This window comes from Schlesneria sp. (assembly GCF_036405755.1).
GTDB lineage: Bacteria > Planctomycetota > Planctomycetia > Planctomycetales > Planctomycetaceae > Schlesneria > Schlesneria sphaerica.
In genome coordinates this window covers 1-17,182 of sequence record NZ_DASWWZ010000252.1, presented here as the reverse complement: position 1 = coordinate 17,182, position 17,182 = coordinate 1, and the positions used below count along the sequence as shown (strand labels likewise).

Below are 17,182 nucleotides of genomic sequence, written 5' to 3'. Positions count from 1 at the left end.
TGAGCGGCCGCATCCGTGACTCAACTGGAGCTGCAACAATTGACAAGAGAGACAGGCCGGTTGAAATCATGGATTTCTACCACTGCCTGACTTTTCGGTACCGCCAGATTCAATCAGCCTGAAACTTCAAAAAGCCAAGATCGATTTCCATCTTCTGTCGTCTAACGAATTTTCCCCAGTTATGCAGGTTCGAGACAGCCGACCCCGTCCTGAACAACTTCTTCGAATTCACCAGTCAGGGGATCGCGTCTCTGCAGTCGACCTGTCTGGAATCGAGCTAACGTCTTGTCGGCGGAGGCATTCGCAGAGGCCGCGCCATCTACGAGCCCTTCCACGAGGCTGTTATTTTTCGGAATGTAGTGACATGCCATGAAGACGGGGAAACAGACTCCGTATGAAAGCGAATAACACGCCGTGTAAGCCAGCTTGCTGGCAAAATTCGCATTCATGTACTTGTCGCTCCAACTGCCCATGGCCGCGGTCGCAGAGTTCATTCCCGCCTCAAGATTTGAGGCCGCTGATTCCAGTTTATCGGCCACATCAGAAAGAAAGGCATTTGTCTCAGGAGCTGTCGGATTATTCATGTTTGTCTTTCGAAACGTCTTTAAGTTGTCAGCCATCGATTCAAGCAAATCGCGGATGAAACGATCTTCGGTCGACCATCTAACTCTCAATCAGTCCCTCCAGGCCAACCGTGTCTGCCTTAAACTTGGGATCGGAAGATCTGCTGATCGAATTTTTCTTCCGCCGCCATCTCCAGGTACCGTAGTAACCCGGTCGAGGTGCAGGATTGAAACAACGGGACCTTCGCATGGGGGAACTGGCCAGAGAGCCCGAGACAGGGCCTTAAGGTTCATGTAAATTCACGAGGCGTTCTCATTAAACTGGTGAAGTTGGCGTGATTGGGCTGCGGGAGTAAAGCGATCTTGGATCCCTCTTAGAGACCATGATCACCTATGGTTGGTGCCACGGTCCGATCGACTGCGGCGTCAAAACCATTAACCTGGTGCACCTTTGCACAAATTACCCTTCTTGTCTTTTCAACACTACTACGGGTCAGAACCGCCGTCAAATCGTTTCTTTTTCAATCAGCGATTATTTTTACATCACAAAAAGTTCAGGTCGTCCTGACAGCGTGCGGCCGGTGTCGGATTTCACGACGCCCAATTCCACGTTTATAAGCTCCATTCCGGTGAGCTCATACGTGAAGGAACCCTCAGATCCTTCTTTACCGCTGAATCCGCAACCAAAACTTGAGGATTTCATCAAATTTGACGGTTGTAGGGCCGATAAGGATCGGATGAATCAGAAGACATAGATAGATTCGCTCTTAACGCCGGTTTCGTGACGGTTAAGTTCGCACGAGCGCAAACTTCACAGTGCTGCTACCCGTACAGGCACTGTGCCAAAACTCAGCTGGAGAGTGAATTTTCTGCCTGAGGAACTGCTTAATGAATCTGAAGGAGGGATTTTCCAGTTCATGGCCTCGATTCCTTATGGCACCTGAACGCCTCTTCAAAGTTGTCCGCCGTGCATGCAGAATCCCGGCACTCCCGCAGCCTGCAACGGTTGCTACCTGCGCATTCTTGGTGCTTGTGACTCTGTCTGGATGCGCAACGCTGCGCACCACCCGTTCAACACAAGGGCCGGCGGCCGGGTCTCCGGCGGTGTCTTTGGTTCGCCTTCAGAGCCCTGCAACTCAGGACTCACGCTCGAGTGGCCCTTCGTTCCCTGGTGGAGCCTTCAGGGATCAATTTGGTGGTGTCAGCGCCAGCCTTCGAAACCGTCTCGAGGATTCGATTGATTCCGCCGACGACTCAAATGAAGATCCCCAGTTTAATTACCCCGATGTTTGTGCAGACCCTGCCAGGCGTTATCACGACGAATTTGGGGTTGAAGGCGAATACGATCCTTTTCTTCTTCCCTGGCTGACGAATCTGATCTTCGAAGATCGCTGGTTGCTGGCAGAGAAAGACCCCGCCGAGGTACTGAAAAACCAGTACAAGCGACAGTTGAAAATCAACATTCGCGACCCCGATCCTGATACTGCGAATTTTCCGAACGGGGCCTACACGATCCCTAAAGGAAGATTTTACATTGAAACGTCCCCGGTCGGTTTCTATCGCCGGAGTGCCGAAGGGGGTCAGCCCGCCATGTATCAGTGGGAGTATCTGATTCGCTACGGGTTGACGGACAACCTCGAGTTTCGCGTCTTCTCCAACGGCATTACGCACGAAGCGGGATCGGCAGGCCAGTCTGGAATCACGGGGTATCAACCCCTCGCAATTGATTTCAAAGCGAACTTCTGGGAAGAAAACACCCGATACCACCTCCCTGCCATGGGACTGGAGATTTACCTGCAGACGCCGCTGCTGGGATCATCCGCATTTAACACGGGAACGCAGCCGTCCGTGAACCTGCTGTTTGATCAATCACTGCCCTATGAAGTCGGTTTTGAATACAACATCGGCTACACCGGGGTGCAGAACAGCGAGGGAGAAATCGCGTACCAGTTCAGTTTCCAATGGTCACTGCAGCGGGAAATCGTGAAAGATTTCGACGTCTTCTTTCATGGCTTTTACAACGCTGCCGCGCTGCCCCGGCTGAGTCAGTTTCAGCTGGCTTCCCAGGCCGAGATTCCCAATGTCACCGTTATGGGTGTGGGAAGCCTCTGGACAGTCAATGACCGTCTGGCGGTCTTCGGAAGTTACAACTTCGGGATTACCCCGGATGCCCCCATCAGTTTCGCTCTGATGGGTTTCGCATTAGCGCTTTAAGTGCAATCCGATTCGGTTCCCAATTCTCTGGTCCATCTACAGAATCATCCTCGCGAACTTCTGCAGCGCACCATGACCTGACACAATCGGGTGGATTGAAACCGAGCTCATTCTGCCCCCAGCGGACCGGCAAACCATGTCCCCTCAATCTGAATCCCATTCCCTTTCGGCGTCTGCGAACGGCGCAGGGCAAATCAAACTGAGCGCTCATTTCTGGGCTGTGCTCAGTTCACACCGACTGCTCTTTTCGAGCATCCTTGTTGGGCTCGGATCCGGACTGGCTGCGGTCGCCTTTCTGAAGGGACTCGAGTTCGCCTCGCACATCATTCTGGAACAATGGATGGGATTGCGGCCCCCTGCGGCCGGCGAAGGTCCCTCGCAAGTGGCAATGTTGCCCACCCGCTGGTGGCTTGTTTTGATGATCCCGACCATCGGGGGATTCATTGCAGGCGGAATCGTCCAGAAATGGGCTCCTGAAGCGGCCGGAGATGGTACTGATGCTCTCGTGAAGGGGTTCCACAAAGGGGAAGGGAAGATCCGTTTACGGGTCCCTCTCGTGAAAGGCTTGGCCTCGATCATCACCATCGCCACCGGTGGCTCTGCCGCACAGGAGGGTCCGACCGCCCAAATTGGTGCCGGCCTGGGATCCTGGCTGGGAACACGCCTTGGTCTTCCCGTAAAGGAACGCCGACTGGTCATGCTGGCCGGTGCGGCAGGGGGACTGGGCGCTATTTTTCGAGCTCCCCTCGGAGGAGCACTCTATGTCACGGAGGTCCTGTATTCGACGACCGCCAGTGAATCGGCGGCGTTGTTGCCCTGTGTCACCAGTTCCATTGTGGCATACTCTGTTTTCGCATCGTTTGTTTCTCCTGAACCGGTATTTCGAGTTCCCGACTACACGTTTCATGGACTGAGTGACCTGGGCCCCTTCACCCTTCTTGGGTTGCTATGCGTGCCGGTGGGCTGGTTATTCGTCAAGGTGTTCCATTACACACGCGATCCCCTGTTTACAGGATTGAAAATCCCCAATCTGCTGAAACCAGCGCTCGGCGGCTTGGCTGTGGGACTCATCGGATTAGTCTTCCCGCAGATCCTGGCTGGCGGATACGGGTGGGTTCAATGGGGAGCCCTCGGAGAGCCGCACGATCTGCTTCAGCCGGGCGAGCAACCATTCGTCCCGAATATGGGCTTTGCCGTGCTGCTGACACTCGCTCTGGTCAAGATTGTTGCCACCAGCCTGACGATCGGGTCGGGGGGAAGTGGGGGTGTTTTCGGTCCTTCGATTTTCGTGGGAGGTATGCTGGGAGGGGCCTTTGGGCAGGTCCTCGCCTGGCTGTTTCCCGGTGCCTCATACGAGCCCGGAGCCTTCGTCCTCGTGGGCATGGGAGGCTTCTTTGCAGGAGTCTCGAAAGCCCCGCTGGCTTCCATTCTGATGATCTGTGAATTAACGAATTCTTACAGCCTGCTGGTTCCGTTGATGCTGGTTTGCGGGCTGCATCTGGGACTCTCGACGCGCTGGTCTCTCTACCATGAACAGGTCCCGTCGCCTGTCGACAGTCTTGCCCATGAAGGTGATTTCACCATTGATCTGCTTGAGCAGACCACGGTGAGTGAAGTCCCACTCATGACAGAAAAACTGGTGACGGTCCAGGAAAGCCTGCCGATCGACTCTGTATTGACGCAATGCCTGCAATCGGACCAGGAGACATTTCCACTGATGAACAGTCAGAGGGAACTGACGGGAATCATCCGTCGCGAGGACCTTTACCATGCGTTTGGAAATAGCAATCTGGGCCCGCTAGTCCTCGCTGCTGAACTGGCAATTCAACCCTCTCCGTTCGTTGTGCCGGGGGATGAAGTTCTCATTGCCATGATCCGAATGAACGAAATCGACATCAACGAGATCCCCGTGATTGATTCCTCGAAATCAGGGACCGTCATCGGCCTGCTCAGCCGGTCAGCTCTCACGGAGACCTACATTCGCCGAATTCGTCAACTTCGCGGCCCCAGTCGAATGGGCTCCATTCCCGGCAGCGTCACTTCAGCTTTCGTCCCTCAATCGCACTAGTCAGAGCGGATTCGATTCGCCATAAATCCGCTGGGTGGTTTCCAGGTTCAACGCAACTCTGGAACCACGGGTTCTTTGAATTTCGAAGTTGTCACCCTTCGGACAATGAGCATGAGTACGGGCCAAAGCAGTCCAGAACAGATCGACTTTCCACTTGTCCACAGCGGCTACGTTAATTCGCTTTCGCGCTATTGCGGCCAATCCCGCCCCTCACTGAGGATACGGCTCGAGCGGGTGCTGATCCTGGTTGCTGTTACATGGCTGCCGTTACTTGTCCTTTCCCTGATGTCAGGACATACCTTCGCCGGCAAGGTGCCTGTCCCACTATTACATGACCCGGCACTGTCGGGACGACTTCTGTTCGTACTTCCCGTTCTGGAACTGGCCGAGGCGATGGTCGCAATCAGCCTGCCCATTCAGATTCGCCATTTCACGACTTCACAGATCGTTCCTGCGAATCAGAAACCTCAATTTGAAACGATCCTCAATGAGGTGCTTAAGCTCCGCTCGTCCGTCTATGTCGAACTGCTGATTGGCGTGACGGCATTGGTATCGGGGGTGATCTTCCATCGCGTTGTCTTTCAGGACATGTCGCCAAGCTGGGAGCACGATGCGACCACGACGCCTGCAGGGTGGTACTACGCATTGGTCAGCCTGCCAATCTTGTACTTTTTCGTACTGCGATGGCTGTGGATTTTTGGGCTTTGGGGATGGTTTCTTTTTCGCGTTTCGCAACTGGATCTTCAATTAACGCCAACTCACCCCGATCACGCCGGGGGACTCGGATTCCTCGGATGGGGTCTGGCAAGCTTTTCTGGGGTTGTCATGGCAATTTCCGCAATGTTCTCGTCGGCCGTCTTCTATGAAATCATCCACAAGAACCAGTCGATCGAGACGATGAAGTATCATTTAATGATCTTCGTCATCATCACCCTCAGTCTGGTCCACGCCCCTTTGCTCGTTTTTTTCTGGCGGATGTCCCGATGTCGATTCCTGGGACTGCTGGAATTCAGTTCGCTGGTGCTCCGCTATGACCGGGCGTTCGAGGAAAAATGGATTGAAAAGCGATCCGGCGAGCCCGCCGAAAACCTGCTCGGCACTCCGGATGTCCAGTCCCTGGTCGATATTGCCCGTGGCTATGAACATGTGACCGAAATGTGGCTGCTGCCATTCGACACGACCGGGATCATGGTGCTCGTCGGTGCAGCACTCATTCCCATGCTTCCACTTTTAGGGACGGCTTTGCCGCTGAATGCGATCCTCACTAAACTCGCCGAACTGATGATCTGAGGACTGGTCGAATGGATCTGCAAATTTCGCATAGTTAAGGGAGATGAGGATGAGTGATTTTCAGGCGTCGGTTGTTTTGCCTCGTCCCCGCCAAGAGGTATTTGAGTACCTGCGCCGTCCTGCCAACCTGTTAAAAATGTTCCCCGCAGAGAAAACATCCCGCCTCTGGCTGAAACATCCCGACATCATCTCCGTCGGCGAATGTATTGAATTCAAAGTCAAGGCGATGGGTGCCCAGTTCGTGTTCGTCCATGAAGTAACCGAACTGGCAGATGCCGAGCGGATCGTGATCAAACAGATCGAGGGACCGTTTAAGGCATGGTCTCAGGAACAGCACTTTGCTGATTCCGGCAACGGCAACACGCTGCTGACCAGCGTCGTCCAGTTTGATCCGCCGGGCGGAATGCTGGGATTCGTCGTAACGCGAAAAGTCGTCATGAGCCAGCTTGAGAACTGGGTCAGCAAGGGACACCAAATCCTCCAGCAGCATCTCGCAAATCCGACCGGCTGAGTTCGGGCTCATTCGGCTCGCAACTGGAATTCCACGAGCGGCAAGATCCCCGGGCCTGATTGAATCAGGTTTGGCACGCACCTTGGGCCATCCTGTGACGAGAGTGAGTGACGAAGCCACCCGCCCGCCGAAAACACGTTCTCGATTTCGATCGAATTCGGGGCGGCAACAGTTGGGATCGAACGAACAACCAACACTTGCGCCACCAACAGCACAATCCTCAATGTCGCTGACAAGTGTTGCCATTTCTCAACGCGTGATGCCGAACTTCCTCGTCGCTTCAATTCATGAGGTATGTTTGCAACGTAGCGCTTGGATTATCACCCCACGGTGTCACGCTTGTTGACTCGGTGAAACTGACGGAAAACGGTGCTCGTCAACGCAGGCCTCATTCTCGCGCCGGGCACAAACACTCATTTGTCCTGATTCACATCCTCGGATCGACGCCGTGCGGTGCGGTGGAAGTTCGTGAGCGAACAGGCATAGCGACAGAAGGACGGAAGAAAAATGACGCGAAGAGACTGGATTATGATTGGCGGGGGAATCTGCACCGGTGCGCTGCTCGGGGTTGGAGTTCCCAAATTGACTCGCCACCTGGGACCAATCATCGTCGAGGCAAGTCAACGAGCCGGTACTGTTTTCTCAACGGTTGCCGAAGTTGTCGCCACTCAGTTGGAACGAGCCGAAGACTTCGCCGCCGAGCGTCGTGCAGCCCGCAGCAGCGCAGTCTGAGACCGCTGCAGGCGCGGATGCGTCTGCAGCGGCTCGTTGACAATGGCGACGAAGTTCAGGCAATCGAAGTTGAAACAGCAGGTCACTTCCTTCAGCGTAAACGGATCACCGTTCAAACGTTGTCGGCAGCGGTAGAAATTTCGCCCGCCGAACCTGCTCTTTCTACTCCCCACTTCCAGCCGCTGACTTCGGGAAGATCATCGCCAAACTGCTCGATGTACTCCTTATGCTCGACCAGTTTTTCGTGGATTGCCTGCTTGAAATACGCGGCCCGCGCACCCAGTTGAGGCAGCCGGTCGATCACGTCTTCCACCAGATGGAATCGATCGAGGTCATTGAGCACGACCATGTCAAAGGGAGTCGTCGTCGTCCCCTCTTCCTTGTACCCGCGAACGTGCAGATTCGCATGGTTCGTCCGACGATAGGTCAGTCTGTGGATCAGCCACGGATAGCCATGGAAGGCGAAAATAATCGGCTTATCCTTAGTAAACAGCGCGTCATAGTCCCGGTCAGACAGACCGTGCGGATGATCGCTCGATGGCTGCAGTTTCATCAGATTGACAACATTGATGACACGCACCTTCAACTCGGGAAGGTGCTTTCTTAACAGATCGACCGCAGCCAGCGTTTCCAGCGTCGGGACATCACCGCAACAGGCCATCACGACGTCGGGTTCGCTCCCCCGATCGTTTGATGCCCACTCCCAGATTCCCAGTCCGGCATTGCAATGCTTGACAGCCTGATCCATCGTCAGCCACTGCGGGGCTGGTTGCTTGCCGGCCACGACGACATTTACGTAGTTGCGGCTGCGAAGACAGTGGTCGGTCACCGACAACAGACAATTGGCATCGGGCGGTAGATACACCCGAACAACTTCGGCCTTCTTGTTGACGACGTGGTCGATAAACCCCGGGTCCTGATGGCTGAGTCCATTGTGGTCCTGCCGCCAGACATGCGAACTGAGAAAATAGTTCAGCGAAGCGATGGGGCGACGCCAGGGAATATGATTACACGTCTTCAGCCATTTGGCGTGCTGGTTGAACATCGAATCAACGATGTGGATGAACGCTTCATAACACGAGAAGAATCCGTGGCGTCCTGTCAGCAGGTAACCCTCCAGCCATCCCTGACACTGGTGCTCACTCAGCACTTCCATGACTCGTCCATCCGGACTGAGCTTATCGTCGTCGGGACTGATGTTGTCCATGAAGCAGCGATTGGTGACGTCCAGCACGTCCTGCCAGCGATTCGAATTGTTCTCGTCAGGACTGAATAGTCGGAAATTCTTTCGATCGAGGTTGGCCCGCATCACATCGCGCAGGAATGTTCCCATCACACGGGCAGATTCCGCAGTCACCGCTCCAGGCGAGGTCACGTCCACAGCATAATCACGGAAATCGGGGATGCGAAGTTCTCGCAGTAGAAGCCCCCCGTTTGCGTGAGGGTTGTCGCTCATCCGGCGATGCCCCTTCGGCGCCAGTTCCTGAAGCTCCGCCCTTAAATGTCCCGATTGGTCAAAAAGCTCTTCAGGTCGGTAGCTCTTCATCCATCCTTCGAGGATGCGGATGTGCTCGGGCTTATCCATGTCTCCCATGGGTACCTGGTGACTTCGCCAATAGTCTTCGCACTTTTTGCCGTCGATCTCGGGTGGACACGTCCAGCCTTTTGGGGTGCGGAACACAATCATCGGCCAGACCGGTCGCTTGATCACCGCACCCGGTGCGCGCGCTTCAGCCCAGATCTGCTTGATTTCGGCAACGATTGCATCAAATGTTGCTGCCAGCGTCTGATGAACCTGCTCGGCATCGCTCCCTTCCACAAAGTACGGCTTGTAGCCCAACCCTTCGAAGTACTTCTGCAACTCCTCGTGTGGAATTCGCGCAAGCAAACAGGGATTGGCGATCTTGTAGCCGTTGAGATGCAGAATAGGCAGAACACACCCGTCCCGCGCCGGATTCAAAAACTTGTTGCCGTGCCAGCTTGTGGCAAGCGGACCGGTCTCGGCCTCTCCATCACCCACGATGCACGACACAATCAGATTCGGATTGTCGAACGCCGCGCCGAACGCGTGGCTCAAAGCGTACCCCAGCTCTCCTCCCTCATGGATGCTTCCCGGAGTTTCGGGAGCAACATGACTGGGAATGCCTCCGGGAAAGCTGAACTGCTTGAACAGTTTCTGCAACCCCGGAATGTCCTGACCGATGCTCGGATAGACCTCGCTGTACGTTCCCTCGAGGTACGCCTGTGCCACAATCGCGGGACCACCATGACCGGGTCCAATGATGTAGATCATCTCGAGGTCGTCGCGCTTGATCACGCGATTCATATGGACGTAGAGCATATTCAGGCCGGGGCAGGTCCCCCAGTGTCCCAGAAGTCGCGGCTTGATGTGATCTCGTTTGAGAGTTTCCTTCAGCAGCGGGTTGGCCATCAGATAAATCTGACCGACCGACAAGTAATTCGATGCTCTCCAGTAGCCATCAATCTTGCTGAGCTCTTCGGCGTCCAAGGGAGCACTTCTGCTGAGATCGCTGTCGTGTCTCTGTTTTCGCTTCTCTTCAAGGATTTTAGCGGACATCGTCACTCCAGTACTCAAGGGTCAAGACGTGGGATACTGAATCCTGATCATAATTCGCCGAGAAAAGAGAGCAATGGCCAGAGATGCTTTTGGCAGCAGTACAAAACCCGCAACAGGGCTGAGGTTCCGGAATGAGGACCGGAATTGTGCTTGCCTTGCTTAGAGATAGCTCTCGCTGGTTTGGAACATTCCCATCCGAGTTTGCAGGCCCAGCTGTCGGACACTTGGGAACGAGCAGGACACGTCATAAAATACGGTGCACGGCTTGGAGGCTTCCGACTCTCGTCTTTAAGGAATTCCGATGACGAACGTGTTGCTGCTCGGGGCGGGAACGATTGGGCGGATGATCGCCACCCTGTTGGTTCAGTCAGGCGATTACTCAGTGCGGGTCGCCGATTCAGATGCCGAGGCTCTCAGACGCCTGCATCAGAAGTATGGGGTCGAGACGCTGCTGCTCGATGCCTCAAACGAGCAGGAACTCGTCGCCGCGATGTCGGGAATGAAGGCCGTCATTTCGGCACTCACATTCAGCCTTAATCCCACAGTCGCACGTGCAGCACTGGCCGCAGGAGTCAGCTATTTTGATCTCACCGAGGATGTCGCCACGACAGCCGTCGTACGTGATCTGGCTGACTCGGCCAGGGTCGGCCAGATCTTCATGCCCCAGTGCGGACTCGCACCGGGATTCGTTGGAATTGCGGCCAATCACCTCGCCACAAAGTTCGAATCCCTCGATTCGCTGCTCCTGCGAGTCGGCGCATTGCCAGAGTTCCCGACAAACTCGTTGAAGTACAACCTGACCTGGTCGACGGATGGCTTGATCAACGAGTACTGCAATCCCTGTGACGTGGTGCATCAGGGGACGCGTCAGGACTGCTGGCCCCTGGAAGGACTGGAACATCTCTCCATCGACGGTGTCGAATACGAGGCGTTTTCGACATCCGGCGGACTGGGAACTCTCTGTGAAACGTACGAGGGGAAGCTGAGAGAACTGAACTACAAGACTGTTCGTTACATTGGGCACCGTGACCGAATGTTGTTCCTGCTGGACGAACTGCGATTGCGTGAGCGTCGTGAGCTTTTGAAGGAAATCCTCGAGAATGCGCTGCCACGCACACTCCAGGATGTCGTCATCGTCTTCTGCACCGCGACGGGGATTCGTGACGGTCAAATGGTTCAGTTGTGGGACGCTCGAAAGGTCTACCACCAGACTCAGGGAGACGAAGTTTGGAGTGCGATCCAGATTACGACCGCCGCAGCAATCTGTGCAGCCCTCGACTTGCATCGACAGGACCGCCTGCCCAACACTGGTTTCGTTCGACAGGAACAGGTTAACTTCGACGACTTCCTCGCCAATCGGTTCGGCAAGCACTACGCTGCGGCGGGCGCGAGGATCAAGGAGTAGTCTGCGCAAAGACGCGACGCCTGCTTACACGAAATTGACAATCGAAAATCGAAATTGAGGAGACATCAATGACGCGAAACCGGTTCTTCCCCATCATGCGTTCGTCACTGGGTCAATCGCTCTTACCACTGGCCATGGTGCTTGCAGTCGCATTCACCGGACATTCCATGGCTGAGGACAAGACGGAAGGGGCGGGGAAGAAACCGGAGTGGAAATCGCTGTTCGACGGAAAGACTCTGAAGAACTGGCAATCATCCAACTTCGGGGGGGAAGGGAATGTGGCCGTTGAAGACGGGATGATCGTCTTGAGCCAGGGCTCGGACATGACCGGTGTTACATGGACAGGCGACGAACTGCCCCGAATGAACTACGAGGTCGTCGTAACAGCTCAGAGAATTGATGGTAATGATTTCTTTTGTGGAATGACATTTGAAGTCGACAAGGATCCCTGCAGCCTGATTATCGGTGGATGGGGCGGGGGAATCGTGGGAATCTCCAGCCTTGACGGACTTGATGCAGCCAACAACGAGACTGCCCGATACGAGAGCTTTGAAAGAGGGAAATGGTACAAGATCCGACTGCGTGTCGCAGAGCAGGGTCTGATGGCCTGGATCGATGACAAACAGGTCGTCAGCGTCTCGACCAAAGGACGAAAGATCTCAATCCGAGGTGAAGTCGAACCGTCGCGCCCGTTCGGAATTTCATGCTATGCCACGACGGCTGGCCTCAAGGATATCAAGATCCGAAATTTGACCGAAGAAGAAGCCAAGGCACCGCTGATTCGAACTGAGGAAAAGAAAGAGAAAGCAAAGTAATCCACTGACCCCTCACCCCCACAACAACTCCAAGAGGGGCGGGATTCGGAGTCTTATTGACGAAGACGTGGCAGCGACCAATGCCCTTAGTCGATGACTGAGGGCATCTCTTTTGAAGCGACAGGACGTTGTCGATTGTCTGCAAACCACCATGACAGAATGTGGATCCGTTCGCTTCGACCACATGCTGCATGGGTTTCGACATTCGCCGGGGTCGATAGAACGCAAAACGAGTGGGGGGGCGCGAGAACCCAGTCTACTGCCACCAGGAATACGGTAACTATGAAATAACGCAGGCTCGGTTCTCTTGCGAAAACCGAGCCTGCCGCTTTGCGTCATCGTCGGGATCGAAAGGGATCCGCGGGACGAGACAGTGGCCGTCTGTAGACAGCCCGTCGACTGCTGTCAGACGTTGCCACCTCGCTGGCGTTTACTGTCGGAATCCACTAGACCACCTCCCTTTCTTAATAGTACACCCGCTTCGACTGGTCAGCCAGTACCAGTCACTTCACGGCTTCAGGGTCCCGTCGCGTACGTTTCCGCGACCCACAAAGCAATTTTTTCCGAGAGACCGGGTATCGACAAGCCCGATTTTCGCTCTCTCGGCAATTTTTCGGGAATTCTCAAGTTAAAGAAGCAGGCACCACTTACCCCAATGATTGACTCAGAAAATACTTACAACTGAATAGAGAGCCTGAAATCAACCGCGGCAGAAACCTGAATTCGACCGCTCTCCTCAAGCAATCGTTTTGGGGTATTCTGAATTTTCAATTGTATTGGTGATCGACACAATGTTTTACTTCTGGTTCCCTTAATTGCACTCGAGGGTATTAACTCCCGGGGAGCACGCCCCCTGTATCTTCAAGCGATTGACTCACCGCAGAATTCAACACCTCTCCTCGGTTCCCGCATTTCATCGATTTCACAGTCCCGCTTAAGCGAGAGGCAGGTCCCCGGAAATTTCATCCAGTACCTTCAACGATGACTCCACTCGAGATGCACGACGTGAAGAGGCAATCACCAACATGGCCGGTTCGACACTTATCATGTTTGGGGGGCTGGAAATGGTTTGTGTACTACGTACTGTCAGCCATGGTCATCAACTGGCCGCTGCTGGGGTCGCTCACAACGCATATCTCTTACGGCCATGAAGCCGAAATCACGGTTCCTCTTCTTAACGTCTGGACGATCTGGTGGAATGCCGACCGAGCCCTCAACGGGATGTCCGGCTACTGGAACGCTCCCATTTTCTATCCCACCGCTGGCACGTTGATATTCTCCGAAGCGCAGCCCACCTCCCTGATTGTCGCTCCCGTCCTTTGGCTGACCGGCAACCGGGCGCTGGCTTACAATCTCTACCAACTGACCATCATCGCTCTCAACGGATTTAGCGCACATCGCCTCTTGCGTCGACTGGGACACACGCGATGGCTGGCACTGTGCGGTGGCACAATGTTCCAGATCCTTCCCTTCATGAACTGGCAGTCAGGGGTCGTACAGCTAACGACACTTTTCGGAATTATCTGGACCGTTCATTCGCTGTTCGATCTTTTCACAAAAGAGCCCACCGAGGCGGTAGGTATACCAACCCGCCAGCCGGCCTCTGACTTCTCCAATAAATGGCTCCATCCCACTTTCGCCGGAATCGCCCATCCCATTTCAGGTGTCGGTGTTTGGCTCGGAATTTCCTACGGACTCACTTACTGGCTCTGCAACTATTGGGGTCTCTTTCTGACGGCGCTTTTGATTCCGAGCAGTCTCGCATTCTTTAGCAACAAACTATGGACGTTCGCATTCTGGCGGAACGTGTTCATTGCCCTGATCATCGCCTCATTGATGATCGGTCCCTTTGCCTGGATGCAGCATCGCTTGTCACTTGAGCACGATTGGTCGTCCGCTCGAACGTCTGAAATGATCGAGGGGCTTTCTGCACATTGGCGCGACCACACTGATTCCCCCTGGTTGACCACCACCCCCTGGCTTGAGTGGCCCGAGCGCGAGCGTGAGAATGCCTGGGCCCTCGGGGGCGGGGGCCTGAAACTTCTGCTCGTGCTCCCCGGGGCTTTTGCGGCGTGGATGCGACCGCAACGACGCCGTTGGGGACTGTTCGTTGTCATCTTCGGTGCCACTGCGCTGGGACTGTCGCTCGGACCAACAGTGAGAATCTCGAGTTGGTTCCCTGTATTTGGGGGTGTCTGTCCGTACGAATTTCTCATGACGAATTTTCCTGGCTTTTCGCTGATCCGCAGCCCGTTCCGGTTCGCTCTCTTCGTTCAAGTCGCCGCCGTGTGGATGAGCGTTGAAGCACTCGACCTTTTGAGCCCGGCCCGCTGGTTCGTGGATCCGATCGCGGAGCAACTGCAGGGCCTCGCTGGACGTTTCCAATTAACGATGCGACAGCTTTTCAATTGGAGCGATCGCAAGACGACTCAGGCAATGTTCGTTCTGCCACTCATCACCGCGAGTCTGCTCGTGACGCTGGAAGTGGTGCCACAGACCGCGGAACTCTATCCCATCCCTTCGCACAGAAAACTTCCTGCCTGGGTCATCTGGTTACGGGATCAGGGAGAGCCGGGGGCCGGTGTTGCCTGCCTGCCCTTCCCCACGGGGTATCAGGTATCCGATTACGAGCAGACGACACTGTGGATGTATTGGGGCACGTTTCATGGCAGGCCGCTTCTGAACGGCTATTCGGGCTTCTTCCCGGCGACGTTTATCGCGATCAAGGAAGGACTGGAACAGTTCCAGCAGTCCAATGCTCAAGAGGGCGATGCCCAGCAGGCGCCCCATTTTTCACGCTATCTGCCGGACAATCCCGGCTTGAGGCTGCTGAATGAAACGCCAACTCGCTATGTCGTCATGAAACGGAGTTTCGGGACAAGAGATGATGTCTGGAAGCACCCGCAGACCCGTTTTCGCTGGGCACATGTGGCCAGTGATGAACTGGAACAAATCGATATCTACGAACTTCCGACGCTGGACGACGAGTAGATCACGTCAGTCACAGGTCGGTCGGAACGACTCGGCCGGGCAGGGCGTCTGGAGGATCGGTCCTGAGATCAGCGACGGGTAGCAGACCTGGATTGATAGGGCTGACTTCCCGCGTTTTCGAAGACGTGCTGATAGCCAGCTGCCGTCAGTGCCAGCTTCTCTTGCTTCGAGACCCACCACAATAGCCCGCCAACCGACGCAAACAGTGTCGAAATCATGCCCATCATGAACAGAATACTGACCATATACGCCTGTGGTTCCGCAGCATCTGATTCCAGTGCGTACTTGCACATCGGACACGCAGATGCAGTGGAAGCATGCACCAGCACCAGCGTTGCCAACATCAGACTTCTCGACAGGTATTTCATAGTTACCTCGAAGTTGATCTGCGTTTTCCGGGAACATGCTGTGGTGCATGCGTCGGAACCCATCACGAAAATGCAATCCCGTTGGCGTCTCGCCGTCAGACAGATGCGCCAGGCCAATGGTAGAGCATTACATAGATAATAACGCCTGTCAAAGAGACGTAAACCCAAATCGGAAATGTCACCCGAGCGATCCTTCGGTGACGCACCCAATCCTGTCGCCAGGCACGGTAAAGTGTGACGAGAGCGAGGAACGGGACGACTGCCGCAAGAACGACGTGCGTCGCCAGAACGAACAGGTAAACACTTCCAAGCAGCGTTCCCTGGTGTCCGAATCGTTTTCCGGGCATTCCGGTGTAATGATCCAAAGCCGCGTGATACGTCAGGTAACTTGCCAGAAACAAGATCGATGTCACAAACGCCGCCACCATGGTGCGTCCATGGGCAGCTCGGTGTCCTCGTTTGATCAAAATGTAACCGGCCACCAGCATGATCCCGGCGAGGCCGTTGAGGCCCGCGTTGACTGCGGGAAGAGCCGCTGCCCAGGCAGGAAGTTTTTCCACGGAAAAATACCCAGAAATTGACTAGGAAGGATGACTGGTCTTCAGAGGCGCGATCCGTTTGAGCTCGCGACGCAGTTTCGAAACTTCTTCAGGCTTCTGTGCATTAAACTTACCGATCACCCGTCCCGTCGCATCAACGAGCATGATGTTGGTGGAATGGATGATCTCAAACCCCGGCTTCAAATCTCGATCGAGTTCTTCCTGCACCGGCATTAAAAAACTGCGTTGAATCAGACCATAGATTTCCGCTTGATCGCCCGTAAGAAACTTCCATCGCGAAAAGTCCGCCTGTTGAGCCTCTCCGTAGGCCTTCAGCACTTCGGTTGTGTCCCGCTTGGGGTCAACAGTCAATGAGACGAGATGGAAATCATGTTCCTTCAGCCTCTCGGAAATCTCCCGCATCTCTCGGGTCACATTGGGGCAGGGGCCCCGACAGTAGGTGAAAATGAACGCAATGATAAATGGCTTGCCCAGTAAGTCCGCCTTCGTCACCGGATTTCCATCGGTGTCGGTAAACGAAAAATCTTCAATTCCGTCTGGACTCCACGGGTTGTCATCACTTCCCGGAGTGACCTCAACAGCCGAAACCGTCCCATCATTCTGCGGAACAAGCTTAATCACCTTGCCGCTGCGGCCATCGTCGTCCGCGGTCACATTCGAGTCCACCACGTTCAATCGTGCGAGATAAGTCTTTCGCCACTGGTACCACCCGAGAATGATTCCAATCAGGCACAGGCCCCAAAGAATGCTGCCGATCCACAGCAGTGGTTTTTTTCGAGTTGCACTATTCGACTCCGGAAGCGAATCCGCTTGTGGCGTCTGTTGGTCATTCATTGCGGGTCTCAATACTGGCAAGTTCACGGCTACCGTGCGTTATGGGCTGTCTGACGTCCGGTCAGCCAAATCGCAATCGAAATGTAGACGACGGCAGCAGCAATTGTCACCGTCAGAGACAATGTGAAGGACGGCAGACCCGCAAGGGCATCTGCGTCAGGGGTGACGAGATGCCGCAGTCCCGCCGTTCCATACGTGAGAGGATTCACTCGAATCACCCACGCCAGCCAGCCCGTTTCTGGAGCAGGAAAGA

The 17,182-nt window shown here is 54.8% G+C and carries 13 protein-coding genes and 1 pseudogene; 8 read left to right on the top strand and 6 right to left on the bottom strand.

Going from position 1 to position 17,182, the window contains the following annotated elements:
* Nucleotides 1-179: 179 nt before the first annotated feature.
* Nucleotides 180-584 (bottom strand): hypothetical protein, encoded by a 405-nt coding sequence (locus tag VGE80_RS08945; RefSeq protein WP_373650809.1) that lies wholly within the window; start codon nucleotides 582-584, stop codon nucleotides 180-182.
* Between the two features lie 1,083 nt (nucleotides 585-1,667).
* Between VGE80_RS08945 and VGE80_RS08940 the strand changes: the two genes are divergently transcribed.
* The 5 genes from VGE80_RS08940 (at nucleotide 1,668) to VGE80_RS08920 (ending at nucleotide 7,378) form a co-directional block, all read left to right on the top strand.
* Nucleotides 1,668-2,777, top strand: a complete 1,110-nt coding sequence (locus tag VGE80_RS08940; RefSeq protein WP_440592409.1) for a transporter — start codon at nucleotides 1,668-1,670, stop codon at nucleotides 2,775-2,777.
* A 136-nt stretch (nucleotides 2,778-2,913) separates the two neighbouring features.
* Nucleotides 2,914-4,845, top strand: coding sequence for a chloride channel protein (locus tag VGE80_RS08935; RefSeq protein ID WP_440592408.1), 1,932 nt, complete (start codon nucleotides 2,914-2,916; stop codon nucleotides 4,843-4,845).
* A gap of 111 nt (nucleotides 4,846-4,956) precedes the next feature.
* Entirely contained in the window at nucleotides 4,957-6,135 is a 1,179-nt protein-coding gene (locus tag VGE80_RS08930; protein WP_440592407.1) for a hypothetical protein, read from the top strand.
* 49 nt (nucleotides 6,136-6,184) lie between these two features.
* On the top strand, nucleotides 6,185-6,646 hold the full coding sequence (locus VGE80_RS08925) for an SRPBCC family protein (protein WP_373650805.1): 462 nt from the start codon (nucleotides 6,185-6,187) through the stop codon (nucleotides 6,644-6,646).
* Nucleotides 6,647-7,153: 507 nt separating this feature from the next.
* Nucleotides 7,154-7,378 carry a hypothetical protein gene (locus VGE80_RS08920; protein ID WP_397571138.1) on the top strand — a complete coding sequence of 75 codons (225 nt, stop codon included), beginning with the start codon at nucleotides 7,154-7,156 and terminating at the stop codon, nucleotides 7,376-7,378.
* Between the two features lie 112 nt (nucleotides 7,379-7,490).
* Here the strand turns inward: VGE80_RS08920 and VGE80_RS08915 are convergent, their stop codons facing one another.
* Nucleotides 7,491-9,956 carry a phosphoketolase family protein gene (locus VGE80_RS08915; protein ID WP_440592406.1) on the bottom strand — a complete coding sequence of 822 codons (2,466 nt, stop codon included), beginning with the start codon at nucleotides 9,954-9,956 and terminating at the stop codon, nucleotides 7,491-7,493.
* A 301-nt stretch (nucleotides 9,957-10,257) separates the two neighbouring features.
* Here VGE80_RS08915 and VGE80_RS08910 point away from each other — a divergent pair, with 301 nt between their 5' ends.
* The 3 genes from VGE80_RS08910 to VGE80_RS08900 all read left to right on the top strand — a co-directional run bounded on the left by VGE80_RS08910 (nucleotide 10,258) and on the right by VGE80_RS08900 (nucleotide 15,167).
* Nucleotides 10,258-11,361, top strand: a complete 1,104-nt coding sequence (locus VGE80_RS08910) for a saccharopine dehydrogenase NADP-binding domain-containing protein (RefSeq protein WP_373650802.1) — start codon at nucleotides 10,258-10,260, stop codon at nucleotides 11,359-11,361.
* Between the two features lie 68 nt (nucleotides 11,362-11,429).
* Nucleotides 11,430-12,176 (top strand): 3-keto-disaccharide hydrolase, encoded by a 747-nt coding sequence (locus VGE80_RS08905; protein ID WP_373650801.1) that lies wholly within the window; start codon nucleotides 11,430-11,432, stop codon nucleotides 12,174-12,176.
* Nucleotides 12,177-13,247: 1,071 nt separating this feature from the next.
* Complete coding sequence (locus tag VGE80_RS08900) at nucleotides 13,248-15,167, top strand: hypothetical protein (protein WP_440592405.1); 1,920 nt, start codon at nucleotides 13,248-13,250, stop codon at nucleotides 15,165-15,167.
* A 68-nt stretch (nucleotides 15,168-15,235) separates the two neighbouring features.
* On the opposite strand, the gene VGE80_RS08895 is transcribed toward VGE80_RS08900, so the two are convergent.
* The 4 genes and pseudogenes from VGE80_RS08895 to VGE80_RS08880 form a co-directional block, all read right to left on the bottom strand.
* A complete protein-coding gene (locus tag VGE80_RS08895; RefSeq protein ID WP_373650799.1) occupies nucleotides 15,236-15,535 on the bottom strand; it encodes a hypothetical protein in 300 nt (99 codons plus the stop codon).
* Between the two features lie 95 nt (nucleotides 15,536-15,630).
* Complete coding sequence (locus VGE80_RS08890) at nucleotides 15,631-16,095, bottom strand: DUF420 domain-containing protein (RefSeq protein WP_373650798.1); 465 nt, start codon at nucleotides 16,093-16,095, stop codon at nucleotides 15,631-15,633.
* A gap of 21 nt (nucleotides 16,096-16,116) precedes the next feature.
* Nucleotides 16,117-16,929 carry an SCO family protein gene (locus VGE80_RS08885; protein WP_440592404.1) on the bottom strand — a complete coding sequence of 271 codons (813 nt, stop codon included), beginning with the start codon at nucleotides 16,927-16,929 and terminating at the stop codon, nucleotides 16,117-16,119.
* Nucleotides 16,930-16,958: 29 nt separating this feature from the next.
* Nucleotides 16,959-17,182 (bottom strand): annotated as a pseudogene (locus tag VGE80_RS08880) (ABC transporter permease); the annotation flags it as partial.